Here is a 20,141-nt window from a genome sequence, read left to right as displayed (position 1 = left end):
CTTTCTATTCTCGCACCAGCTCCACCCGCCGGTTCTGGGCGCGACCCAGTTCGCTGTTGTTGTCGGCTACCGGCTTTGATTCGCCGAATCCGATGATTTTGAGCCGGCCGGCGTCGATACCGGCGGCCACCAGGAATTTTTTTACCGAATCGGCGCGCTGCTGGGAGAGCTTCTGGTTGTGGTCGTCCGAGCCGATGGCATCGGTGTGGCCTTCGATGGTCAGGTTCCAGGTCGGTTCGTTTCCCAGCAGGTCGCGGACTTCATCCAGAACTGGTTTTGATTCGCCCCTGATGGTAGCGGAGTTGAAATCAAATAGAATGCCGTAGAGACGGGCACGTTTTTCAGCTGTAAGCTTCTTTTTCAGTTCCCCGCCCACCGAGCCTGACCAGTGCGGACAGCCGCCGACATTGGCGGAGAGCCTGGTGCCGTCCCAGTTGCCGTTGGCTGCTTCCCCGGCATTGTACTGATGCCAGAAAAATCCCCGGAAAGATTTACCGTCCGGCGCAAAAACCATGATCGCTGGTCCGCGGTTATCCGGGCCGCCCGATTCCTGCCAGGTGAGCTTCATGACACGGCCTTCAATGGTGCCGTCTATCAGTCCGCCGTTGTATTCATAACAGCCGGTCAGGGCGGTTCCCTGTTGGCGAATATGGAACAGGGAGTAGCTGGTTTCATAGGTGCCTGAAATATTGCCTGGCGTTGTCGCAGTTGGTTTTTCGCCAAAGCCGCGAAAGGAAAAAATTTCGGTCCAACCCTGGCTGCCGTAATTGTTGTGGACGGTCAGCCGCACCCAGCGTGCCGGGGACTTTCGGGTGGCGGCGAAACGCTGCTGGTTTACCTTATCCGCCAAGCCGGTTTCAAGCACGGGCGAAAAGCCGCTCTCGGCCGAGGTGACGGAAACCTCCACCAGTACATCCTTGGCACTGGCGCCCTTATCATCCACAGCGGCATTGTCGAACTCGAAGCTTTCGAGCACTGCCTGTTCGGCCATTTCAAAAACAAACACATTGTCCCTGGTTTTGCCTGTCTCGCTGGCCCAGCCGGATGCCGAGCTGTCGTCCAGCACGTTTTCGGTGTTCCAGCCGCTATAGGTGGCTGGGATCACCACCGGCAGGGCGCCTTCCTGTAAGGAGAGCAGGTTTACAGATTCAGCCTCAACCATGGGAGCCGCGACTGAGCATATCCACAAAAGCGTTACTAAACCTACCGTCACCCATTTTTTCATAAAAAGTCTCCTGATTCATCTATGAACACGTAAACAGTGCCTGCTGTGTCCTTTGCCCCGGCTGTTGAAACCGAGGTCTGTCTGGAGCCATCAGAATGGATGGATAATATCCCAAGCCACCGTAATTGTCGAGAGTATCCATTTGGGGGTCAGTGCAAGCCCAACCCCGAACCGTTCAACAGGTTTTCCGGACCATGCTTGTGACCCGGGATTGCCTGACAGGTTCGCCGTGCTGGTTTTTCACATGGTGTGCGAAGGTGACAATGCCGCGACCGGGCTTTTCAGTCTCCCGGCGGTCAACAACTTCGATGCTGACGGTGACCAAAACAGCTTTGGAGGTTGAAACAGAAGGGGATTTCGTAGAGATCATTAATTAGGTCGGCTAAGTGCCCCGGTTCATAAATACGATGGCATTCGATCGCCGATGCATCCCGACTCGCCGCGTTGCTCAGCGCGCCAATAACCGAGAAAACGTCATTCATTTCCCAATTGGAAAGAAACAATAATCAATCCAACTTGAAAAAACCAAAACAGCCTGGGTGGTTTACCTGGGCCGTTTTTTTGAAATTTAACCTTTTGGTCTTGTTAAATGGAACCAACAAAATCCAAGGGAGTGATGACCTTATTAGGCCAATATTTGACAGCGCCCTTTTTCTTGGATAATTTCAATTTACCGCAACCTTCAAAAATTATTTGATATCTAAAGAAACTGGTATGTAATTTTTATCTGAACAATATTTTGGCTGACCACAATATGTAGAATTTTCCAACCTAAAATATTTTCAGTACGGATATTGATCAACTGCAACATGAAGGTGGCTTTCCGCCAGTAGCTTTGTTGAGCCGGTCGAGATAGCGCTTCCAGAATCCCTTCTTTTTTCTGGATCCGGTATATTTTTGAGGATGGGCATCGAACGCCTTCTTGCACCCTCGGGCACAAAAATAAATTTCAACGCCGTTGTGGCACGTCTTGGCGGCTGTTGTGGCCGGATCGACCGACATCCCACAGACCGGATCGACGAATGTTTTGAGTTGGGTTTGGGCTGTCATAAGGCACCTTCCTTTTACTTCATGATTGGATGCTACTGCTGTTGCAGTTCCCGTTTCATGCTCTCGTACTGCGTTTTGTCAATTTCACCTTTGGCATAACGGTGTTTTAAGATTTCCATGGCATCGGGGTGTCGCCGGTTGCCCTGACTGTCCGAGGAATTTTTGCCTGAAATGACACCTGAAACGACCAGCGCAATAGCTGCGATGAGGGCCACCCAAAAGAGAATCATGATTATCCCCATGCCACCGCCTCCTGTTATCATATGATGCGGGATGATCCACCGACCGTTGCCGTAGCCGAAGCTGTTAAGGTGATTGTAAAGAAACCACATGGTACCAATGATCAGTGCGACAGAGATTCCCAGACTCATCAATGTGCTGGTTTTTCTGTTCATGAGACCCTCCCTTTGAACGATGATCGTTCAAACTTCCGGGGCGGGTTGAACCAACCGCCCCGGAAAAGTGGTTCAAACTACCAGCAATATCCGCGACCATTACCATAACCGCTTCCCCGGAAGTTATCCGGCAGCAGTTTGCGAACTTCCAATTGGTGGGCCAAAGCCTTCTGGTCGAAGTCGTTGCGCAGGGAGGAAACTTCTTTCTGCAACTCGAAGACCTTGTCCTTGTTCGGGTTGTCTTTTCTCATTTCGTTGTTCAGGGCAATACCCTTCTCATCGATTTGATTGCGCAGTTCACGCGTTTCATTGTAGAACTTCTCCTGAGATGCATCCAGTTTGGCCGAATCCTTGTCGGACAGATTCCCCCAGGCACCGCCACCGCGACAATACGAACCGTCATCGGAATCATATCCCATCATGTGACCGCCGTACCCCGGACCCATCATGTGGCCGCCATCGTAACCCGGCCCCATCATGTATCCGCCGCCGTACCCTCGACCCATCATATGACTACCATATCCTCCCATGTATCCACCGTAGCCGTCGTTAGCAAAAGCGATAGCCGCAATAGCCAAGGTTAGAACCGCTGCCAAACCGATGATGTTCATTTTGTTCGTTTTCATTGAAAATACTCCTTTTTCAGTTCGTTAAAAGTTCTTTGCTACTGTCAACAGTGCTGCTGTCTTGTCTTTCCATTCAGCAACGGGTGTGCCAGTGAAGGCAGGATCTTTGGAATGTTTTTATCTATCTGTATTTGTTATTTATTATTCAGAACAAACGGTGTGGTGAAGGGCTGCCGATTGGCATTGGTCTATCGACATACGTGTAAAAAATAACCAGTTTTTCGCTGTGGGAGAAAGGATGTGGGTAAATATCATACACCCAGACAAACGGGTCTACAGATTGTTCAGGTACAATTAACCGATACCATAGCTCTTCAATTTGTTGTGCAACGTCTTTCGGGTGATGCCCAGGCGACGGGCGGATTCGCTCTTGTTTCCATCCGTGGCCGACAAGGTTGATAGGATGGCCTCTTTTTCTATCTCTTCCAGCGAGCGCGTACCGTTCGACGCTGATGTCATGGTTGTTGTCGACATCTCAAGGCCGGGGTACTTTTTTGCGACGTTTAAGGGAAGCTGCTTCTCGGTGATGTGTTCACCGGTCAGGAGAATGACGGCGCGCTCGAGGGCATTTTCCAGTTCCCGCACGTTGCCGGGCCAGTCATACTTCAGGAGCATATCCATTGCCATGGGAGAAAAACCCTTGACGGATTTGCGGTTTTTTTCAGCGTATTTTCTCAGAAAATGATCGGCCAGCAGTGGGATATCGTCGCGGCGTTCCCGAAGCGGCGGTACGTTCAGAGGCATGACATTGAGGCGATAAAAAAGGTCTTCCCGAAAGCGCCCTTCGGCTACTTCGGCTTCAAGGTCGCGATTGGTGGCCGACACGATACGCACGTCCACCTGAATGACATCATTACCGCCCACCCGCTGGATCTCCTTTTGCTGAAGCACCCGCAGCAGTTTGGCCTGCATGGATGGTGACGTTTCGGCGATCTCATCCAGGAAGATGGTGCCGCGGTCGGCTTGCATGAAACGGCCTTCTCGACGCATGTCGGCGCCGGTGAAGGCGCCTTTCTCATGTCCGAACAGCTCGGACTCCAGCAGGGTTTCGGTAATGGCCGCGCAATTGACAACCACCAGGGGCTGTTCTTTTCGAGGGCTGTTGACGTGCAGCGAGCGGGCGACCAACTCCTTGCCGGTGCCGCTCTCCCCGGTGATCAGTACGGTGGCTTCGGAAGGGGCCACCATGGCCAGCATCTCCAGCAACGCCTTCATGGCGTCGCTCTTGCCGATGATCTGGGGGGTGTCCAAATCGACACGCAATTGTTGCTTGAGCTGCTCGTTTTCGGCTTTGAGCCCGGCATGTTCCCTTGCCCGTTCGATCGTCAGTTTCAACACTTCAAAATCCAGCGGCTTGATCAGATAATCGTATGCACCGGCCTTCAATGCATCTACGGCCGATTCCACGGACGAATAGGCGGTCATGATAATGATAGGAATGGAAGGGTTGTAGGCTTTGATCTGTTCCAGGGCTTCGATGCCGCTCATCCTAGCCATGCGGACATCCATCAGGACGAGATCGTATGGTTCGGCGGTGACCCGCTCGAGGGCAGTATCACCGTCATCAGCGGTTTCGGCAAGGTACCCCCAACTGCGGGTAATCGTCTTCAAGGTGGTCAAGTGACCCGAGTCATCGTCAACAATCAGAATTCGGGTTGGTCTAATCGCAGTCATTGCTCACCCATGTTTAAGTTGAGGGGCTGCAGGGAAGCTGGATCGTGATGGTTGTCCCCTTGTCGGGGATGCTGGCCACGTTGAGATTCGCCCCATGGGCTTCGATAATTTTATGCACAACTGCCAGACCCAATCCGGTCCCTTTGTTTTTCGTGGTAAAATACGGATCGAAAATCTTGCCGAGGTGATCCGCGACAATCCCTTGACCGGTGTCGCTGATTGTGATGCGCACATGCCGGTCGTTTTCGGAAGCGCAGGCGACACGCAATATTCCCCCGTCTGTCATGGCCTGAATCCCATTGAGGTAAAGGTTGAGCAAACACTGGTTGAAGCGGTCCGGGTCGATGCGCACCGGGCAGATGTCATCGGCGACGGAAAGATCAATCTGAACGTTCTGGTTGGCTGCGTCCTGCTGAATCAATTGAATTGAACGGCCCAGCAGCGGGGCGAGATCGATAGATTGAAGCTTCAAATCGGTTGGGCGGGCAAAATCCAGCAGTTCGGAAATGGACCGGTTCAGTCGATTCACTTCATGGATCATTACACCGGCTGCTGCTTTGGCCTCACTGCCGTCGTTAAACTGGTCCGCAAAGAATGAGGCCAGTCCCTTGATAGAACTCAACGGGTTGCGGATCTCATGGGCGACGCCGGCGGCCAGTTTACCTAAAGCGGCCAGTTTTTCCTGGCGCCGGACATCGGCCTGCAGACGCCGGACTTCACGCAGATCCCTGAGAATCAATACCTGGCCGATAAATTCGCCAATCTCATTGATGATACGCGCGGCACTGATGCTCAGCGGCACGGACCGTCCATCGGAAAAGGTACACTCGGTTTCCTGCTCGGTGATAGTCTTCCCCCGGTTGAACGATTGTTCAACACCGCACAGGTTCGCAGGCAGGAGGTTGTCCGCTATTTGACCTTTTGCCAAGACCGCCCGTAAACCGGTGATGGTTTCTGCCTTTGCATTGAAAAAGGTAATATGGCCAGCCTGGTCGGTGGCGATCAATCCTACCGGTAAGTTGGTGACCAGTTCATCGGCAAAGGCGCTGGTATCCTGCAATGATCGTTTGGCAGCGCGATAGCTGTGCATCCAGAATAACGAAACAAAGCCACCGAACCCTGTAAGCAGAATGATTGCCGACATCACGACCGTCGTGCGAATGTCCTCACGCGTCGCTGCTTCAAATGGGTCAACGTCCAGTCCCACGACGATAAGCAGCTGCTGACGGTTTTGCGGTGCAAACCAATCATCTGCCGTAACAGGCCCCATCATATGCCGCCGCATCATTCCCTGCATGTGGTTGTATTCGACGCCACCATCCGTGAAAAGGGGCCGGAAATGGCGATGAACTTCGAATGAACGCCTACTCGCACCAAGGTCCACCAATTCCCAGTTTTCTTTCAGATCCGGTCCCAGATGGATCAGTTTTCTGTTTTGGCGAAAAGGAGTATTGATCTTGGAAGGGTCGCTATGGGCGACCACAATCCCGTTTTCGTCTACCACCGCCATGTAGAGAACATCGGGCAGCCGGCCGGTCTCCTCCAGCAATTGTTGAATCTGTTGTCCACCCCACATCATGCCCATCATCCCGGCGCGGGTACCGGCTTCAACTGCAAGAATCAGGGCAGCACCTTTGGTACTCATCAGTTGGGACATATACTGTTTTTCGCGATGGGAATTCTGGACGGCGAACACGATGACGGCGATCAGGAGGATGACGGTCGAACCCAGGATGATCCATGGAGAAGTTTGCAAACCACTGCGAAGGCCGGTCGGGGTGCTTTGTTTCATGACTGGTTCTGGTCGTCCTTATACAATGTGCGTTTTCTGTATGATTACCGATAATACCAATTATCTTAAGCAGGATTGTGTATTTAGTAAACACAATCTGGTGTCTTTTTTAAATGCCGGGTAAATATTATACACTCGATTGAAAGATAATTAAGGCAAATGCGATGTTTCCAGGAGAACCCGTATTTATAAACGATTGATAAAGCGTCAAGCAATGGTTTCTGATATAATAACTCGGCATAAAATTTGTTGGGATTATTATCGAAATATTATTTGGGTCGAAGATAGTATGCGCATTAGTAATCACAAGCTGCCAAATATTTCAGGTATCTGCTGTTAGGGTGTACCCGGCGGTTGATTAAAAATCAGAAAAGCCGACCACAACATCTGGTAGTCGACCTTTTTCGATGATAAGTTGACTTTCATTTTGTAATCACAGAAAGAAATTTGACAACGGATTTTTCTGATATTTCCAACGATCATGAAAATATCAGTGCTGAAAATACCTGCGATTCTGATAAATAATCACAACGGGCCATGCTAGTAAAAATAGTCGATAACAGGGTACGGAGATAACCTATGATTGAGACCTATATCCCGTGGTTTTTGTTAGTTTCCGGAGCGCTGGGGGGTGTGTTGGGGGTAAATCGAACCCTAAAACGACGAGAAAACGAGAGCAAAACTCTTCAGGTGGTCTCTTTCCTATTCGGTGCGATTCTTTTAGCGGCTCCGGTGGCGATGGTGTTGCAGGGTGGGAAAGGCTCTGAGGTGTCGGGGGTATCCATTCTTCTGATGTTTCTTTTGGGCATCTGCTTCGTGAGCCGTGCTTTGAAAAAACTTCCGATAGCATTCATTATAGTAGCCGTGATGGGTACAGGACTCTTCTGGTTGTTCTCTTATTTAAAACAGTTCAGCTTCGCTGGCGATTTACCTACTCAGACAATTGCCTTGGTGATAACCGTACTATTATTGATCGTGTTTGGGATCAGTTTTTTTTTTGAAAAGACAATCGATCTATTCCTGGGGCTTTTAAGTCTGGGGATAGTCGTGTTTGTTTTATCGGCAGTTGCTTTCCTTCAAGGCTTCCTTATAGGTTTGCACTTTACCGATCGTCATGGTTTGCTAAATCTGCTTGGAGGATAGATCGAATTGATATGATACGCATTAAGAGTTAAGATCTCGGCAGAGTAAATGTTTGACAACGGCCCATTGCCAAGGTGATTTTAAAATGTCCAAAGCGAATCTGCAATAAATTCGTTGTTTTTGATAACCAAGAATTCTCAATATAGCACAGGTTGATACCATTATTAAAATGGCGAAATAAAAGGTTGTTGGATGATGAAGGGTACCAACAACAAGCTGGGACGTATACTTGGGTTGGCGGTCAAAGCATTCGTCCTGGCTTCCGTTGCGGCTGTTATCCTGCCGGTGACGCAATACGCGCGTAGCCTGAGCGATGAGGAGTATATTATCTGGTTGGTGCGGTTGGTATGGGTGCTAATGCTGACCGGCGGCGTCCTTGTCGTGCTGCTGCTGGTTGGTTTTCTGACAAAAAAACTGCATGAATAAACGCGAAAAACCTAATGATGAAATCGCACTCCTGGCTGGGGTGTATGGCGTGGACGAGGAGATAGGTCAAGAAGGATCTAACTCCGGCGCAGTAGAAGAAGGTTCTGATGCCGACATGGGAGGATCGCCAACAATCACTCAATGACAGCATGTGAAGATTGCCAATTTCCGGCATCTTTTATGGTGATTCCGACTGTAATGGGCCCCCTGCTTGGTAGCATCAAGGCACGAACACTGTAGGATTTCGTTGCTTCAAATACCTTGGCTGTGGTCCAGACAGCTCCAACTGATACCCAATTTCCATCCTTGATATCGATCATTCAGATCCAAGGCCACAGCATCAGGCAGTTTACCGAACTTCCTGATAAAATCGCACTCACCGGGATTCCCATTGATCAACTGCCACAGCGACATCAAATCTATTTTTGTAAAGCTATTGATTCTTGTACCCAAAGAAAAATAAACAAAAAACGGGAAAATAGCTTAGTTGCTAAGTTCCCGTTTTAATTTTTTAAAATTGGTCGGGGCGAAAGGATTTGAACCTTCGGCCCCCTGCTCCCAAATCGAAAGAGGTCGAATTACAGGCCTTTTCAACACCCTACAAAACATTACCGAAAATATTGACATCATATCAAAAAACAATTAAGTTGCCTTTCATATCATTCCATCAAAAATCACTGTAATAAGCCTCAATCTTGTACCCAAATTTGTACCCAAATTTAAGGGGCAAAACCTACCATGGCGCTTACAGAGCTTGCAATCAAGCGACTCGGCAAGAAGAGCAAACGCTATGAGATCCATGACGGAGGGGGACTTTATATCCGTGTGGCTCTCTCGGGTTTGAAAACCTGGATTTTTCGATACCAGTTCGATGGCCGACCGAGACGGATGGGTTTAGGAAAATGGCCAGGTATAGGTGTCGCTGTAGCCCACGAAAAGCACGGCCTGGCACTTCAACAGCTTCATAAAGGAATAGACCCTGGAGCGTTGGCCCTTGAAAAAAAAGCAAAGCTAAAAACTGCGCCGACAGTGAAAGAACTCCTTGACGAATTTTACCTGGTGGAACTTTCGAATAAACCATCAGGGGATGAACGAAAACGCCTTCTCAAGAAAGATATTCTTCCGGCTTGGGGAAAGCGGAAGGTGGCCGACATCACCCGGCGAGATGCCGTCTTGCTGATTGACAAAGTGCGGAAGCGGGCACCGATTGGGGCAAGCCGGTTACAGTCCGCAATGATCCGCATGTGGAACTTTGCGGCGGAACGGGGAATAATCGATTTTTCCCCTATGGTGGGCATGAAGCGGCCGAAAGAAAACCCACGAACGCGAGTTTTGTCCGATGATGAAATAAAGAAGCTTTGGGCCGGTTTGGATCTGGAAAATATGGATATTGATATCTTTAGGCCGACTAAACTTGCCATCAAAATGATTATTTTGACTGGACAACGGCCAGGAGAAATATCCGATATGCGATGGTCGGAAATTGATGGCGATGTATGGACCGTACCGGCAGAACGGGCTAAAAACAGGCAGGAAAACCGGGTCCCCCTTGGCCGCATGGCGCTTGAAGTTCTCAAAGATGCCAAAAGTTTTTCTTCCCCCGACTGTGACTATGTTTTCGAATCAAGCTACAAACCGGGCAATGCATTGAGCCGAGCTGCGTTGGGTAAGGCTATTCATCGGCATTGGAAAGAAATGAAACTTGACCAACGATTCACCCCTCATGATTTACGGCGAACCCTGAGAACAGGGCTTGCAGAAATAGGTGTTACCGATGTCATAGCCGAAAGAGTATTGGGTCACAAGCTTCAAGGCCTTTTGGCCGTTTATAATCAGCATTCTTATGACAATGAAAAGCGACAGGCGATAATCAGATGGGAGACGAAGATATCTGCTATCATTGGTCATGATAACGGGCAGGCAAATAACGTAATCCAGTTTTCGACACGGTCAGAATAAAAATTTTCCGGGGATAGGGTAGCTCCCGAAAAGCTGGCAATCCTGAACCAGCCTTCCCCGGATAACCATTTCAGGTGCGTGGCAGGAGACGCAAACCATGGAAGATTGGAAAACCACCGAACAGATTAAGACCGAATGGAATAAACAAAACTTTGAAATTTACTGTGCTATCAAAAAAAGAGAACTTCACGCTTACAGTCAAGAATTTAGAGCCCTCCAGTATTATCAGATATTTGTTGATCGTGCTGAAGCCGAGAGACAAAATGAACTTGTTGTTGAAGGGGTAAAAAAGGAGATAACAAAAAGCAAAACTGGATATGCTCCGAGAATATTATATCTGGGGCTATGCGATTGTATTTTTAAGAATGAAGAGGTGGTTGGCTTATGGGGTACAAGTCAGAGGCAGGAAACAATCGCCGAGAGCCTATTCACTTCATGCAACGCATTGGCCGGAAGTGATCTTTTTACAACAGCAGTCCAGGCAACTATAGGTTTGTTTCTTTATTGTGTAGAAAAGACCCCTGTTAAGGTAACAAAGCAAAGTGCATTTACTTTTATTGAAAAAAATCATCCGGAGATAAAAGAATCAGTAAGCGAAATTATATGGAAAAGTATTCCAAAAGGGTACAAGCAAACGGGTAGACCTAAAAAGCATTTCACTGAAAACACATGAAAAATTTATAAAAACCTTGGTAAAAATCAATTTACTAAGGTTTACCCCCTTTTTTTTCTTATTTCTCCCTTTTATGTTGCCTATCAAGACGTAACCTTGATGGGCATTTTTTTAAAGGGAGACAATCATGTCTGAAAAAATTTTGCGGTGGCCGGATCTTAAAAAGAAAGTTCCTGTTTCTCACGTGACTATATGGCGATGGGAAAAAGACGGGCATTTTCCAAAGCGGATTCAACTGGGTGGCAATTCGGCAGGCTGGCTTGAATCAGAGGTTGATGATTGGATTGAGCAGCGGGCTGCAGAAAGATAAACGGATATGGAATTGACCGAATTCCTGCCGGTTAACCCGCAAAAAATACCAGAGGCACTAAAGCCATTCAAGCAATGGGTTGTTTGGAAAGCAGTGTTAAGGGAAGAGAAATGGACCAAGGTCCCATATATCGCTAGTTCAGGCCGCAAAGCCCGCGTGAACAATCTTCATGACTGGATCGATTTTGAAACGGCTTTCCAATCTTATCAGGAATCGAAGGGCAAATTTGCCGGAATTGGATTTGTTTTAACTGAAAAAGATCCAATTGCCGGAATTGATATTGATGACTTAATAAAGCCGGGTGAGGATTTAGAACTTGAGAAGTTACCTAAAAAAGTCAGAGATATTGTTTATTCGCTAAACACCTACACCGAAATAAGTCCCAGCGGCACCGGTCTAAGGCTGTTCGTTTTCGGCACCCTTCCCAAATTTGGCCGCAAAAAGGGATCGTTTGAGTTTTACGAATCCGGGCGGTTTCTGACGATAACCGGGCACCACCTCGAAGGCACTCCAAAAAACATTCAATCCAGACAGCAGCAACTCACCGAAGTGCATGCAAGCATATTTGGCAAAGCGAATATTCAGCATAAACCCATCAATGCCCGGAGCCCTTCCTTTTCTGATGATGGCGAAATCATGCAGCGCATGCTGCAATCGGCCACCGGTGGTAAGATCCAGCAGCTCCTAAGCGGCAATTTTGCCGGGTATCCTTCGCAATCCGAAGCCGACCAGGCCTTATGCGGATATTTGGCGTTCTGGTACGGCAGGGATGCCGGTCGCATGGATGCCGTTTTCAAGTCATCCGGCTTGTATCGGGAGAAATGGGACCGGAAACACCACAGCGATGGCCGCACCTATGGCCAGGCCACTATTGAACGCGCCATTTCCCAATGCAGTGAAGTCTACACGGCTAAAAGCCTTGATCGGCCCCACGAATCAGAATCCGATAGCGAAAATCAGAAATCAGATGAACAATTCCTGAAAGAATACCGGAAAATCTCCGATCCTGATCCGGAGCAGATTCAAATGGCGAAGGCCGCCATTATCCGGGTACTGAACAGGACATTTGCGGCCATCCTGATCGACGGTAAATTTCTGATTATCATGGAGCACGTTCACCCTGCTACGGGTAGGGCCGACATCTCTTACCTGCGGAAACAGGATTTTTTATCCTGGTTTGAAAACCGGATCATCATCACCGGATATTCAAAAGGAAAACCGACATTCACCGACTGGGCGAAAATCTGGTTAAAAAGCCCTTACCGTCGCGAATATAATGGGCTGATACTTGATACCCGGAATAATCCAAAAGGCTACTACAATCTTTACAAACCACCGGTATTAAAGACCGGCCCCAGCACTTGTGAGCTATACCTTGACCACGTTAAGAACATTATTTGCGGCGGCCATGACGATATATGCAATTGGGTTTTGGATTGGATGGCATACCTCGTACAAAACAAGGGGCGAGATCGGCCAGGAACTGCCATTGTACTACGCGGATCGCAAGGAACAGGAAAAGGCAGTTTTGTTCAACCGTTCGGCCAGATATTCGGCAATCATTTTATCCACGTTACCCAGCAGGCTCATTTTACCGGTCGATTTACTGAACATTTCAAGGATGTCATTTTAGCCTTTATCGATGAAGCTTTATGGGCCGGTAATCGCGGATCAGAGGGGCATATCAAGGGTTTGATTTCTGAGGCCACGATTTTGATTGAGCCAAAGTTTGTCAATCCTTATCCAATAAAGAACCACGTCAATTTTATCTTCGCATCGAATTCAACCTGGATTGTTCCGACTGGCCTGGAGGAGCGGCGCTTCCTCGCTCTTCATGTGAAGAGTGATCGACAACGCGATTACCAGTATTTTCATGACATCAATCAACGAATGAAAACAGGCGGTGTTGCTGATCTGGCCCGGTTTCTGATGGCTCGCAAAGTAACCTGTAATTTGCGGGAAGCGGTTAGAACCGAGGAATTTCTTTCCCAAGCAATTGAATCCATGACTCCGGAAGAGCATTTTTGGTTTCATCTCTTGCAGGAGGGTGAACTTGCTGATCCCCAAAATGAAGGGCCTAATTCCGATCAACCATGGCCGGACATAATATCCCGTGGAGGTCTTTATACCCTATATTGCCGTTTCTCCGAACGCCTTAACATCCGCAATCGCTTGCTCTCACCCACACAATTCGGGCGGCGGGTCCGGGAACTGGTTCCAACATATGGTGGCCCAAAAAAGGCTTTTTCGATAGGTGGTAAGCGCTTTAAAACATATCGGCTGCCGCCTCTTGAGATTGCCAGAAAACTGTTTGAAGAGAAAATAAAATACCAAATTAATTGGGATAATGATGATGAAGTGCCCTTTTGAATCCGCTTTTCATTTATGGGTTGCGTCCCCGATGCGTCCCCGATGCGTCCCCGATATTGAATCTTGTAACTTGCTGTATTTACGTATCATGTCCCAAATGTCCCCAATGTCCCCACATGAAATATATATATAAGAGAGAATCATGCAAAGGGGAGAGAAAAGCAGTTTACGTTTTAAAATGGATTTCTTCTAAATATGGGGGACATCGGGGACGCAAGGTATATTTATTGTTATATCAAATAGATACAACGTCTCTCATGAAAATCAATGGGGGACGTTAGGGACATTATCCATAATAACAATAAGTTAGGAGAATCATGATGACAGAAGCGGACCATACCACCAAGATTGCCCGATGCTATCTCAAAGAATCCGAAACCGTAAGATCGTGGATAATCCCTCGATGCCCATGGTGTGGCAAGCGTCATACTCACGGCGGCGGAAAGGTTACGGAAAATCCCCATGATTTTTTAGGGCACCGAATAGCCCATTGCTCTGTCGGATCTGGCCGCGACTATGAGCTGGTTGAGTTGGATCGTTGTGAACATGCGTCGCGGGTCCTTCCTGGGCCTTTTCCTAATGCGGCGACAATAGGCTCAGTCGGCCCGTCCACTTAAAATTTTCATATGGAAGGAAAAACGGAATTTTCATTCCGCTCAGAGATTTTTACTAAATAATTTGAGACATATAGCCGGAATTCTCAAATAATTTTTCGTAAAATGGAAAACAGCTATCAGACCTGCTTCCCTGCCGGAAGTGCCGCCCCCCGCGTGTGTATGTGAGGATGGGCCGATATGAAAAAACTACTGCTCGTTAAAGAAGTCGCCGAGATTTTGAATTGCAGCTCCCGGACTGTTTACCGGCTGGCCAGCGCAGGCGAACTAAAGGCCTGCCGGGTTTGTAGTTTATCCGAATCGTTTCTGACTCCCTGGATTCATATGTCAAGCGCAGCATCGCCCAATTCCAGCTTGAGAATGGCGTTTACTTGCACCCAAAAAACTGTGACTGATGCGTCTGCCGTGACTGGCGTGACAGGCTTGCCAGACTTCCCGCCCACTTTCTTCCTATACCCTCCGAACAACCGCTCGGTTCATAAGATGCACAACACTACGGCATGAGGGTCTCCTGTATGATCTGACGGACCGGGATCACAGCCCCGGGCAGAAGCCTCCCTGCCCGGGGCAATACCAATTCCGAAGAAAGGAGAGTCTATGAACGTCAATGAATTGAGTTCTTCAGCCATCTGGTAGATTCTTCCCGATGCCATCGAGAACATGCTCCGGAGAGTGCCCAGTCCCGAAAAAGCCGCCGAGATGGCCATCCGCTTCACGGAAAATCCGACCGAGGCCGATGATTTCATGCTGCGCAACGGTGTGGCCATCATTCCCATTAACGGAACCATCTTCAAACGCGGTTCCTTCTGGTCATTTTTTTACGGCGGCACGCCACTGACCGTTTTGAACCGGATTTTTTCCGAAGCCGTTGCAGATAACGACGTGCAGGCGATCCTCCTGGACATCGATTCGCCCGGCGGCCAGGTCAGCGGCACGGATGCCTTTTCCGAGCTGGTCCACCAGGTCCGCGAGAAAAAACCGGTGGTGGCCTTTGCAAACGGCATGATGGCGTCCGCTGCCTATTGGATCGGCAGCTCGGCCAGCCGGGTGATTGTCGAACGTACGGCGCAAGTCGGAAGTATCGGCGTTCTTTACATGCACCATGACTGGTCAAGGTATGACGCCAACCTGGGCCTGAAAAGAACCGTGATAGCGTCCGGCAAATACAAAGCCGTCGGCAACGATGCCTAACCGTTAAGCGATGACCACCGTCAGGTCATTCAGGCCGAGATGGACCAGGTCTATAACCTGTTCATCGATGCGGTGGCCCGCAATCGCGGGGTATCCTCAAAGCAGGTCCTGGAAAACATGGCCGATGGTCGGGTATTCATCGGCCAGCAGGCGGTTGATTCCGGCCTGGCCGATGCCGTCGGCACTTTTCAGGATGCTTTCATGGCCGCCAGCGCCATGATTCCCGACCGGACCGCCATTAGACCGGCAGGAAGCATCCAAAGATCTGTGAGCCCCTGCATGCCCGAACGGGAAATAGCGATGCTGAGCGCATCATGGACCTCTTGTCGCTTCGTTTTGGCGAGGAGACAGCAGCACAGTTTCAAGAGCTTGTCGATACCGGCGTCACGGTTGAACAGTACCGCGCGATCGGAACGCCTTCAACCATCATAATGAATCCCGAAATTGCCGCAATAAACCAGGCTAAATCTAACTTGCTGGCAGCCATCCAGGCCGCCGGCGCCGAGAATCCGGGTGCCGGTGGCGCCGGCAGCGGTCAAACCGATTTTGAACAAGCCGTGGCCGCCGTCCAGGCAGACCAAAAATGTTCGAAGACCCACGCCATGCAAGTAGTTGTCCGTCAACAGCCGGAATTGCACAAGGCCTACCTGCAAAGACGCAATCCAGGCATGACCCTATAACCTTTTACACGAAAGGATTTTCGAAATGGCAACCAAAGATTTTGTTGAACAGGTTCGCAATCACCAGACCAAACACAAGAGTAGCCGCACCGATGCAATGCGGGCCGTGGTCCGGAAAGATCCGGAGGCTCACCGGGCCTTTTTGAAAACCGGCAAAAAAGAATTGATCAGCCAGGACGATGAAAACAAGGATTTCATGTCGCTTGTGGATGCCTACCAGGAGCGGCACGGCTGCGGGAAGGTTGCCGCCATGAAGGTGATCGTCCGCCGTTTTCCGAACAAGCACCGGGCTTACATCGATTCGGCCAACCGATAAAACTTTCAAAAAAGGAAATTTTCAATGAGTACTTACGGACATATCGATTTCACGCTCAAGCCGCCTTATTACGGTAAGTTGAAAAAATACGAATGGGTTGACGACTTCCTGGCGGTCGAGGCAATCAGGGAAGAAATGAAATTTATTAACTCCAAAATAATCGAAATTATGCGGACATTGTCGGCCCGAGAATCTATCAAAGACCGATTTAAGGAAAGCTTCGAGCGCTACGAACAACGCCGAATTGAAAGGCTGTCCAAAATTCTTATAAAGAACCAGAGAGAGCCAGTTTCGGAAAAAAGGACAGGCTTTTAAGTGAAAACTCTGCTCTAATAACGCAGAAACTATTCGTTAACCAAGGAGAGCAGACAATGAAACGACCTAGACGGAATCACGCAGCAACCTTCAAAGCCAAGGTGGCGATAACAGCCTTACGGGGCGACCAGACCTTAGCGGAGTTGGCTCAACAGTTCGATGTCCACCCGAACCAGATCGTGCAGTGGGAGACCCAACTGCAAGAGCACGCCAAGGATCTGTTCGCTACAGCGGCAGAGCGCAAGGCCGTCAACGGCCCCAATGTCAAAGATCTACATGCCAAGATCGGCCAGTTGGCAATGGAAAACGATTTTTTGGCCGGCGCGCTCGGTCGTATTCCCGATGCGAGCGCAAAGTGATGATTGATCGGCAGCACCCGTTGCCGGTGGTGCAGCAATGCAAGATCCTGAAAATGGCGCGCTCGTCGTTCTATTACGCCCCCCGGGCCGTCTCAGCAGCAGATTTGGAATTGATGCGGCAGATTGACAGGCTGCATCTTGCATATCCCTTTGCCGGCAGCCGGATGCTACGGGATCTGCTGCGACAAGACGGGGCCAGTGTCGGTCGCAGGCATGTCGCCACCTTGATGCGAAAAATGGGGATAGAGGCCCTTTACCAACGCCCCCGCACCACCAAACCGCATCTGGGCCATAAGGTGTTTCCGTACTTGCTGCGCCATCGAAAGATCACAGCGCCCAATCAGACCTGGGCCATGGATATCACCTACATTCCGATGAACAAGGGCTTTATCTACCTGGCGGCTGTATTGGACTGGGCGACGCGACGTGTCCTGGCTTGGCGGCTGTCCAACAGCATGACGGCCGATTTCTGCATTGATGCTGTCGAAGCAGCGATTCGGGATTACGGAACCCCGGAAATCTTCAATACCGACCAGGGCAGCCAATTCACCGGCAAAGACTTTGTCGGCTTGTTGGAAAAGCATCATATTCAGATCAGCATGGACGGGAAAGGCTCCTGGCGCGACAACGTCTTTGTCGAACGCCTCTGGAAGAGCGTCAAGTATGAAGAAGTATATCTTCATGCCTATGACTCGGTGGCGGATGCCCGGCGCGGCCTGGGGCGCTACTTCCTTTTTTACAACCAACGCCGACCGCATTCGGCGCTTGACGGGCAGACCCCCGATGTGGTCTATTTCGGCCAACTTCCTCAACACCGGGCAGCCTGATCCCAACCCGGCAGAGTTTCTTCACTTAAAAATGCGGGTTTCTGTCCAGCACCCCGGAGCCAGCGCTATCTCAATACATCTCAGGTCGCCAAATTTCTGTGATAGATTCAATTTTCCAATGTAATCTGTACCGAACTGCCAATTCGGCCGCCCCCATATGTAGTGGTGCTTCGAATTAAATATTATTTCAGTCACTTTTCAGCATATGGCAAGCTATCTGCCGAATCCATCTGCTCGTTTTCATGCAATACACTTAACTTAACATAACAAAAGTGGACCATCGTCCTTTTATTGATTTGCATGGTTCAATAGAACTCCAATCGTTCCGATATCGTCTGTGCTTCTAACGCGGGAGCACCATTAACCCTTCCATAACGTCCATGTTAAATCGTTTTTATTCGTACTGTGAGAGAATTTTGATTTACATGTTAGGCACAGATAGTCCTGTTCCTTGAATCCGGAAGGAGTTGCCCCTGTAAAAATACGCGGTTCATCCATTTTTATTAAATTTTCATGCGGTTTGCCATTACGGACTTTCTTTGATTGTTTCTCGCACAAAGCGCATATTCCCATTGTAAACCCCTTCATCTGAATTCGAGTAAAAAATAGTGTCCATTAGTGCACCTGAAGTGGAGTACCGCGCCAAGCAGCCACCATTCAGGCTTTCGCATGGTTAAAAATTGTAACAGATTTAAAAAATGGACAATAACTGGCGACCCGCTCATACCGAGGTTCAAGGGACGTCTCGGTCAGAAAAACAATTGCGATTTACATGGATAACCTATCATGCAACCTTTTTTTACTATTTACACCTTCATTCTAATCAGTCTTGCATTTTTTGCTACTTCACACAAGCCGATTGCAGGACAAGTGATTGCTTGCGACAGTGGGGCACTTTGCACTCCGCGCTACAACCGACTGCCCTATCGCAACGTTCCAAAACTGATTTTTCCTTTAGATCCGGCGCAAATCCGAGTTGCTCGTTCTCGGGAAGTTACACTTTTTAAAAATTGGCTTAATGCAGATAAGATGATTATGTTATCATTTGTAAGACCCGGTCGGTGAATTCATTAAATTTCTAAGCAGATGTGGTTTTTACATAAAAGATCAGGACAAAGTATGTCAGCTTCAAAACCGATCCACTCAGATGAAAAATCCAAACCGCAATTGGCTTGTTTCAGAACTTCAGCGGAGTTTATGCAAAAGCCACACATCAACGACGGCCCGGACGATTATCGTCTGGCGCATGGGAATTTAGCGACGCTGCCGCAAGACGGGGCAGTAAACCATGCGTGGATTGAAGAGATAGACTTCGTCTACGAATTGAGCGAAGGGCATAAAATTTTGTTTTCTAAAGACGACTACTACAAAAAGAACAAAATTATCAATGTTCGCACCTATACGGCACAGGAAGCGATGACCCTGATTGGCGTATATGGTCACTGGGGGCCATGGAACTGACGTGCATGCAGTCCTTTTAAACCCAGATCGTGTTCAGTCGCAGGGCGAAGAAATCGCCAACAGCATCAGTCACGGCGCAGGGCTAATCGGCGCGCTGGTCGGAACACCATTTCTCGTCATGCATGCAGCAAGGCACGGGGATGCCGGATTCATTGTCGGTACGAGTGTTTTCGCCTCCTCTATGATTCTTCTTTATCTTGCCTCAACGCTCTACCATGCGTGGCCAATCGGCAAAGCCAAACGCTGTTTTCGGGTCATCGAGCATTCCGCGATCTTTATCCTTATTGCCGGCACTTACACGCCGTTAACCCTTGGCATACTCCGAGGCGCATTGGGCTGGACTCTCTTCGGGCTTATATGGGGTCTTGCATTATCCGGGGTAGTGCTGAAGGCATTCTATCAAGCCGCCCACCCCATTCTTTCCACCTGCCTGTATCTGCTCATGGGGTGGCTGCTCGTGGTCGCGGTGAAGCCTTTATTTGCCAGCATGCCCTCAACGGGACTGTTCTTATTGATTGCGGGAGGCCTGTCCTACACCGCCGGTGTCGCCTTTTTCGCAACCGATTCACGGGTGCCTTATGGCCACTTTATCTGGCACCTTTTTGTCATCACCGGCACTACATGCCATTATTTCTTGGTCCTCTGGTATGCGGCCTGACGATCAATACGTTCCATCCTAATTTCAAACCTCCGGCAGCCTCCAACACCCATTCCATTCCGGTCATCAAGAAAGGG

21 protein-coding genes and 2 pseudogenes are annotated in these 20,141 nt (G+C 49.2%); 16 read left to right on the top strand and 7 right to left on the bottom strand.

Annotated elements, in window-relative coordinates; all coding sequences use genetic code 11:
- Window positions 1-4 precede the first annotated feature (4 nt).
- From ACHZBS_RS04945 to ACHZBS_RS04920, 6 genes are all read right to left on the bottom strand, one after another.
- Window positions 5-1,225: an OmpA family protein gene (locus ACHZBS_RS04945; RefSeq protein WP_319405414.1), complete on the bottom strand. Its 1,221-nt coding sequence runs from the start codon at window positions 1,223-1,225 to the stop codon at window positions 5-7.
- 798 nt (window positions 1,226-2,023) lie between these two features.
- A complete protein-coding gene (locus tag ACHZBS_RS04940; protein WP_319405413.1) occupies window positions 2,024-2,275 on the bottom strand; it encodes a YHS domain-containing protein in 252 nt (83 codons plus the stop codon).
- A 32-nt stretch (window positions 2,276-2,307) separates the two neighbouring features.
- Entirely contained in the window at window positions 2,308-2,670 is a 363-nt protein-coding gene (locus ACHZBS_RS04935; protein WP_319405412.1) for an SHOCT domain-containing protein, read from the bottom strand.
- Window positions 2,671-2,747: 77 nt separating this feature from the next.
- Complete coding sequence (locus ACHZBS_RS04930) at window positions 2,748-3,296, bottom strand: periplasmic heavy metal sensor (protein ID WP_319405411.1); 549 nt, start codon at window positions 3,294-3,296, stop codon at window positions 2,748-2,750.
- Window positions 3,297-3,590: 294 nt separating this feature from the next.
- Window positions 3,591-4,970 carry a sigma-54 dependent transcriptional regulator gene (locus ACHZBS_RS04925; RefSeq protein ID WP_319405410.1) on the bottom strand — a complete coding sequence of 460 codons (1,380 nt, stop codon included), beginning with the start codon at window positions 4,968-4,970 and terminating at the stop codon, window positions 3,591-3,593.
- 13 nt (window positions 4,971-4,983) lie between these two features.
- Window positions 4,984-6,762, bottom strand: coding sequence for an ATP-binding protein (locus ACHZBS_RS04920; protein ID WP_319405409.1), 1,779 nt, complete (start codon window positions 6,760-6,762; stop codon window positions 4,984-4,986).
- Window positions 6,763-7,341: 579 nt separating this feature from the next.
- On the opposite strand from ACHZBS_RS04920, the gene ACHZBS_RS04915 reads away from it, so the two are divergent.
- The 3 genes from ACHZBS_RS04915 to ACHZBS_RS04905 all read left to right on the top strand — a co-directional run bounded on the left by ACHZBS_RS04915 (window position 7,342) and on the right by ACHZBS_RS04905 (window position 8,476).
- A complete protein-coding gene (locus ACHZBS_RS04915) occupies window positions 7,342-7,905 on the top strand; it encodes a hypothetical protein (protein WP_319405408.1) in 564 nt (187 codons plus the stop codon).
- 192 nt (window positions 7,906-8,097) lie between these two features.
- Window positions 8,098-8,331 carry a hypothetical protein gene (locus ACHZBS_RS04910; RefSeq protein ID WP_319405407.1) on the top strand — a complete coding sequence of 78 codons (234 nt, stop codon included), beginning with the start codon at window positions 8,098-8,100 and terminating at the stop codon, window positions 8,329-8,331.
- Window positions 8,324-8,476, top strand: a complete 153-nt coding sequence (locus tag ACHZBS_RS04905) for a hypothetical protein (protein ID WP_319405406.1) — start codon at window positions 8,324-8,326, stop codon at window positions 8,474-8,476. The genes ACHZBS_RS04910 and ACHZBS_RS04905 overlap by 8 nt, the downstream gene beginning before the upstream one ends.
- Before the next feature lie 373 nt (window positions 8,477-8,849).
- Here the strand turns inward: ACHZBS_RS04905 and ACHZBS_RS04900 are convergent.
- Window positions 8,850-8,932: pseudogene (locus ACHZBS_RS04900) on the bottom strand.
- Window positions 8,933-9,069: 137 nt separating this feature from the next.
- On the opposite strand from ACHZBS_RS04900, the gene ACHZBS_RS04895 reads away from it, so the two are divergent.
- The 13 genes and pseudogenes from ACHZBS_RS04895 to ACHZBS_RS04835 all read left to right on the top strand — a co-directional run bounded on the left by ACHZBS_RS04895 (window position 9,070) and on the right by ACHZBS_RS04835 (window position 20,064).
- A complete protein-coding gene (locus ACHZBS_RS04895) occupies window positions 9,070-10,290 on the top strand; it encodes a tyrosine-type recombinase/integrase (protein WP_319405405.1) in 1,221 nt (406 codons plus the stop codon).
- A gap of 97 nt (window positions 10,291-10,387) precedes the next feature.
- On the top strand, window positions 10,388-10,963 hold the full coding sequence (locus ACHZBS_RS04890; RefSeq protein ID WP_319405404.1) for a hypothetical protein: 576 nt from the start codon (window positions 10,388-10,390) through the stop codon (window positions 10,961-10,963).
- A 127-nt stretch (window positions 10,964-11,090) separates the two neighbouring features.
- Complete coding sequence (locus tag ACHZBS_RS04885; protein WP_319405403.1) at window positions 11,091-11,273, top strand: AlpA family transcriptional regulator; 183 nt, start codon at window positions 11,091-11,093, stop codon at window positions 11,271-11,273.
- Between the two features lie 6 nt (window positions 11,274-11,279).
- Window positions 11,280-13,643: a DUF5906 domain-containing protein gene (locus tag ACHZBS_RS04880; RefSeq protein ID WP_319405402.1), complete on the top strand. Its 2,364-nt coding sequence runs from the start codon at window positions 11,280-11,282 to the stop codon at window positions 13,641-13,643.
- Window positions 13,644-14,437: 794 nt separating this feature from the next.
- Window positions 14,438-14,761, top strand: a complete 324-nt coding sequence (locus ACHZBS_RS04875; RefSeq protein WP_319405401.1) for a helix-turn-helix domain-containing protein — start codon at window positions 14,438-14,440, stop codon at window positions 14,759-14,761.
- Window positions 14,762-14,917: 156 nt separating this feature from the next.
- Window positions 14,918-15,880: pseudogene (gene sppA / locus ACHZBS_RS04870) on the top strand (signal peptide peptidase SppA).
- Window positions 15,763-16,128, top strand: a complete 366-nt coding sequence (locus ACHZBS_RS04865; RefSeq protein ID WP_319409116.1) for a hypothetical protein — start codon at window positions 15,763-15,765, stop codon at window positions 16,126-16,128. The pseudogene sppA and the gene ACHZBS_RS04865 overlap by 118 nt, the downstream one beginning before the upstream one ends.
- A gap of 25 nt (window positions 16,129-16,153) precedes the next feature.
- Complete coding sequence (locus ACHZBS_RS04860) at window positions 16,154-16,444, top strand: hypothetical protein (protein WP_319405400.1); 291 nt, start codon at window positions 16,154-16,156, stop codon at window positions 16,442-16,444.
- Between the two features lie 24 nt (window positions 16,445-16,468).
- Entirely contained in the window at window positions 16,469-16,759 is a 291-nt protein-coding gene (locus ACHZBS_RS04855; protein ID WP_319405399.1) for a hypothetical protein, read from the top strand.
- Window positions 16,760-16,815: 56 nt separating this feature from the next.
- Window positions 16,816-17,945 (top strand): IS3 family transposase gene (locus tag ACHZBS_RS04850; protein WP_319405398.1). Its coding sequence is split into 2 segments (ribosomal slippage): window positions 16,816-17,077 and window positions 17,077-17,945, totalling 1,131 coding nucleotides; the frame shifts between segments, so codons are not numbered across the junction.
- A gap of 786 nt (window positions 17,946-18,731) precedes the next feature.
- Complete coding sequence (locus ACHZBS_RS04845) at window positions 18,732-19,010, top strand: hypothetical protein (protein ID WP_319405397.1); 279 nt, start codon at window positions 18,732-18,734, stop codon at window positions 19,008-19,010.
- Window positions 19,011-19,064: 54 nt separating this feature from the next.
- A complete protein-coding gene (locus ACHZBS_RS04840; protein ID WP_319405396.1) occupies window positions 19,065-19,406 on the top strand; it encodes a hypothetical protein in 342 nt (113 codons plus the stop codon).
- A gap of 1 nt (window position 19,407) precedes the next feature.
- Window positions 19,408-20,064, top strand: coding sequence for a hemolysin III family protein (locus ACHZBS_RS04835; RefSeq protein WP_319405395.1), 657 nt, complete (start codon window positions 19,408-19,410; stop codon window positions 20,062-20,064).
- The last annotated feature ends 77 nt before the right edge of the window (window positions 20,065-20,141 follow it).

The organism is uncultured Desulfosarcina sp. (assembly GCF_963664155.2).
Taxonomy (GTDB): domain Bacteria; phylum Desulfobacterota; class Desulfobacteria; order Desulfobacterales; family Desulfosarcinaceae; genus Desulfosarcina.
Note: the sequence above shows the minus strand (reverse complement) of the source record. Positions and strands in the feature narration are given on the sequence as shown.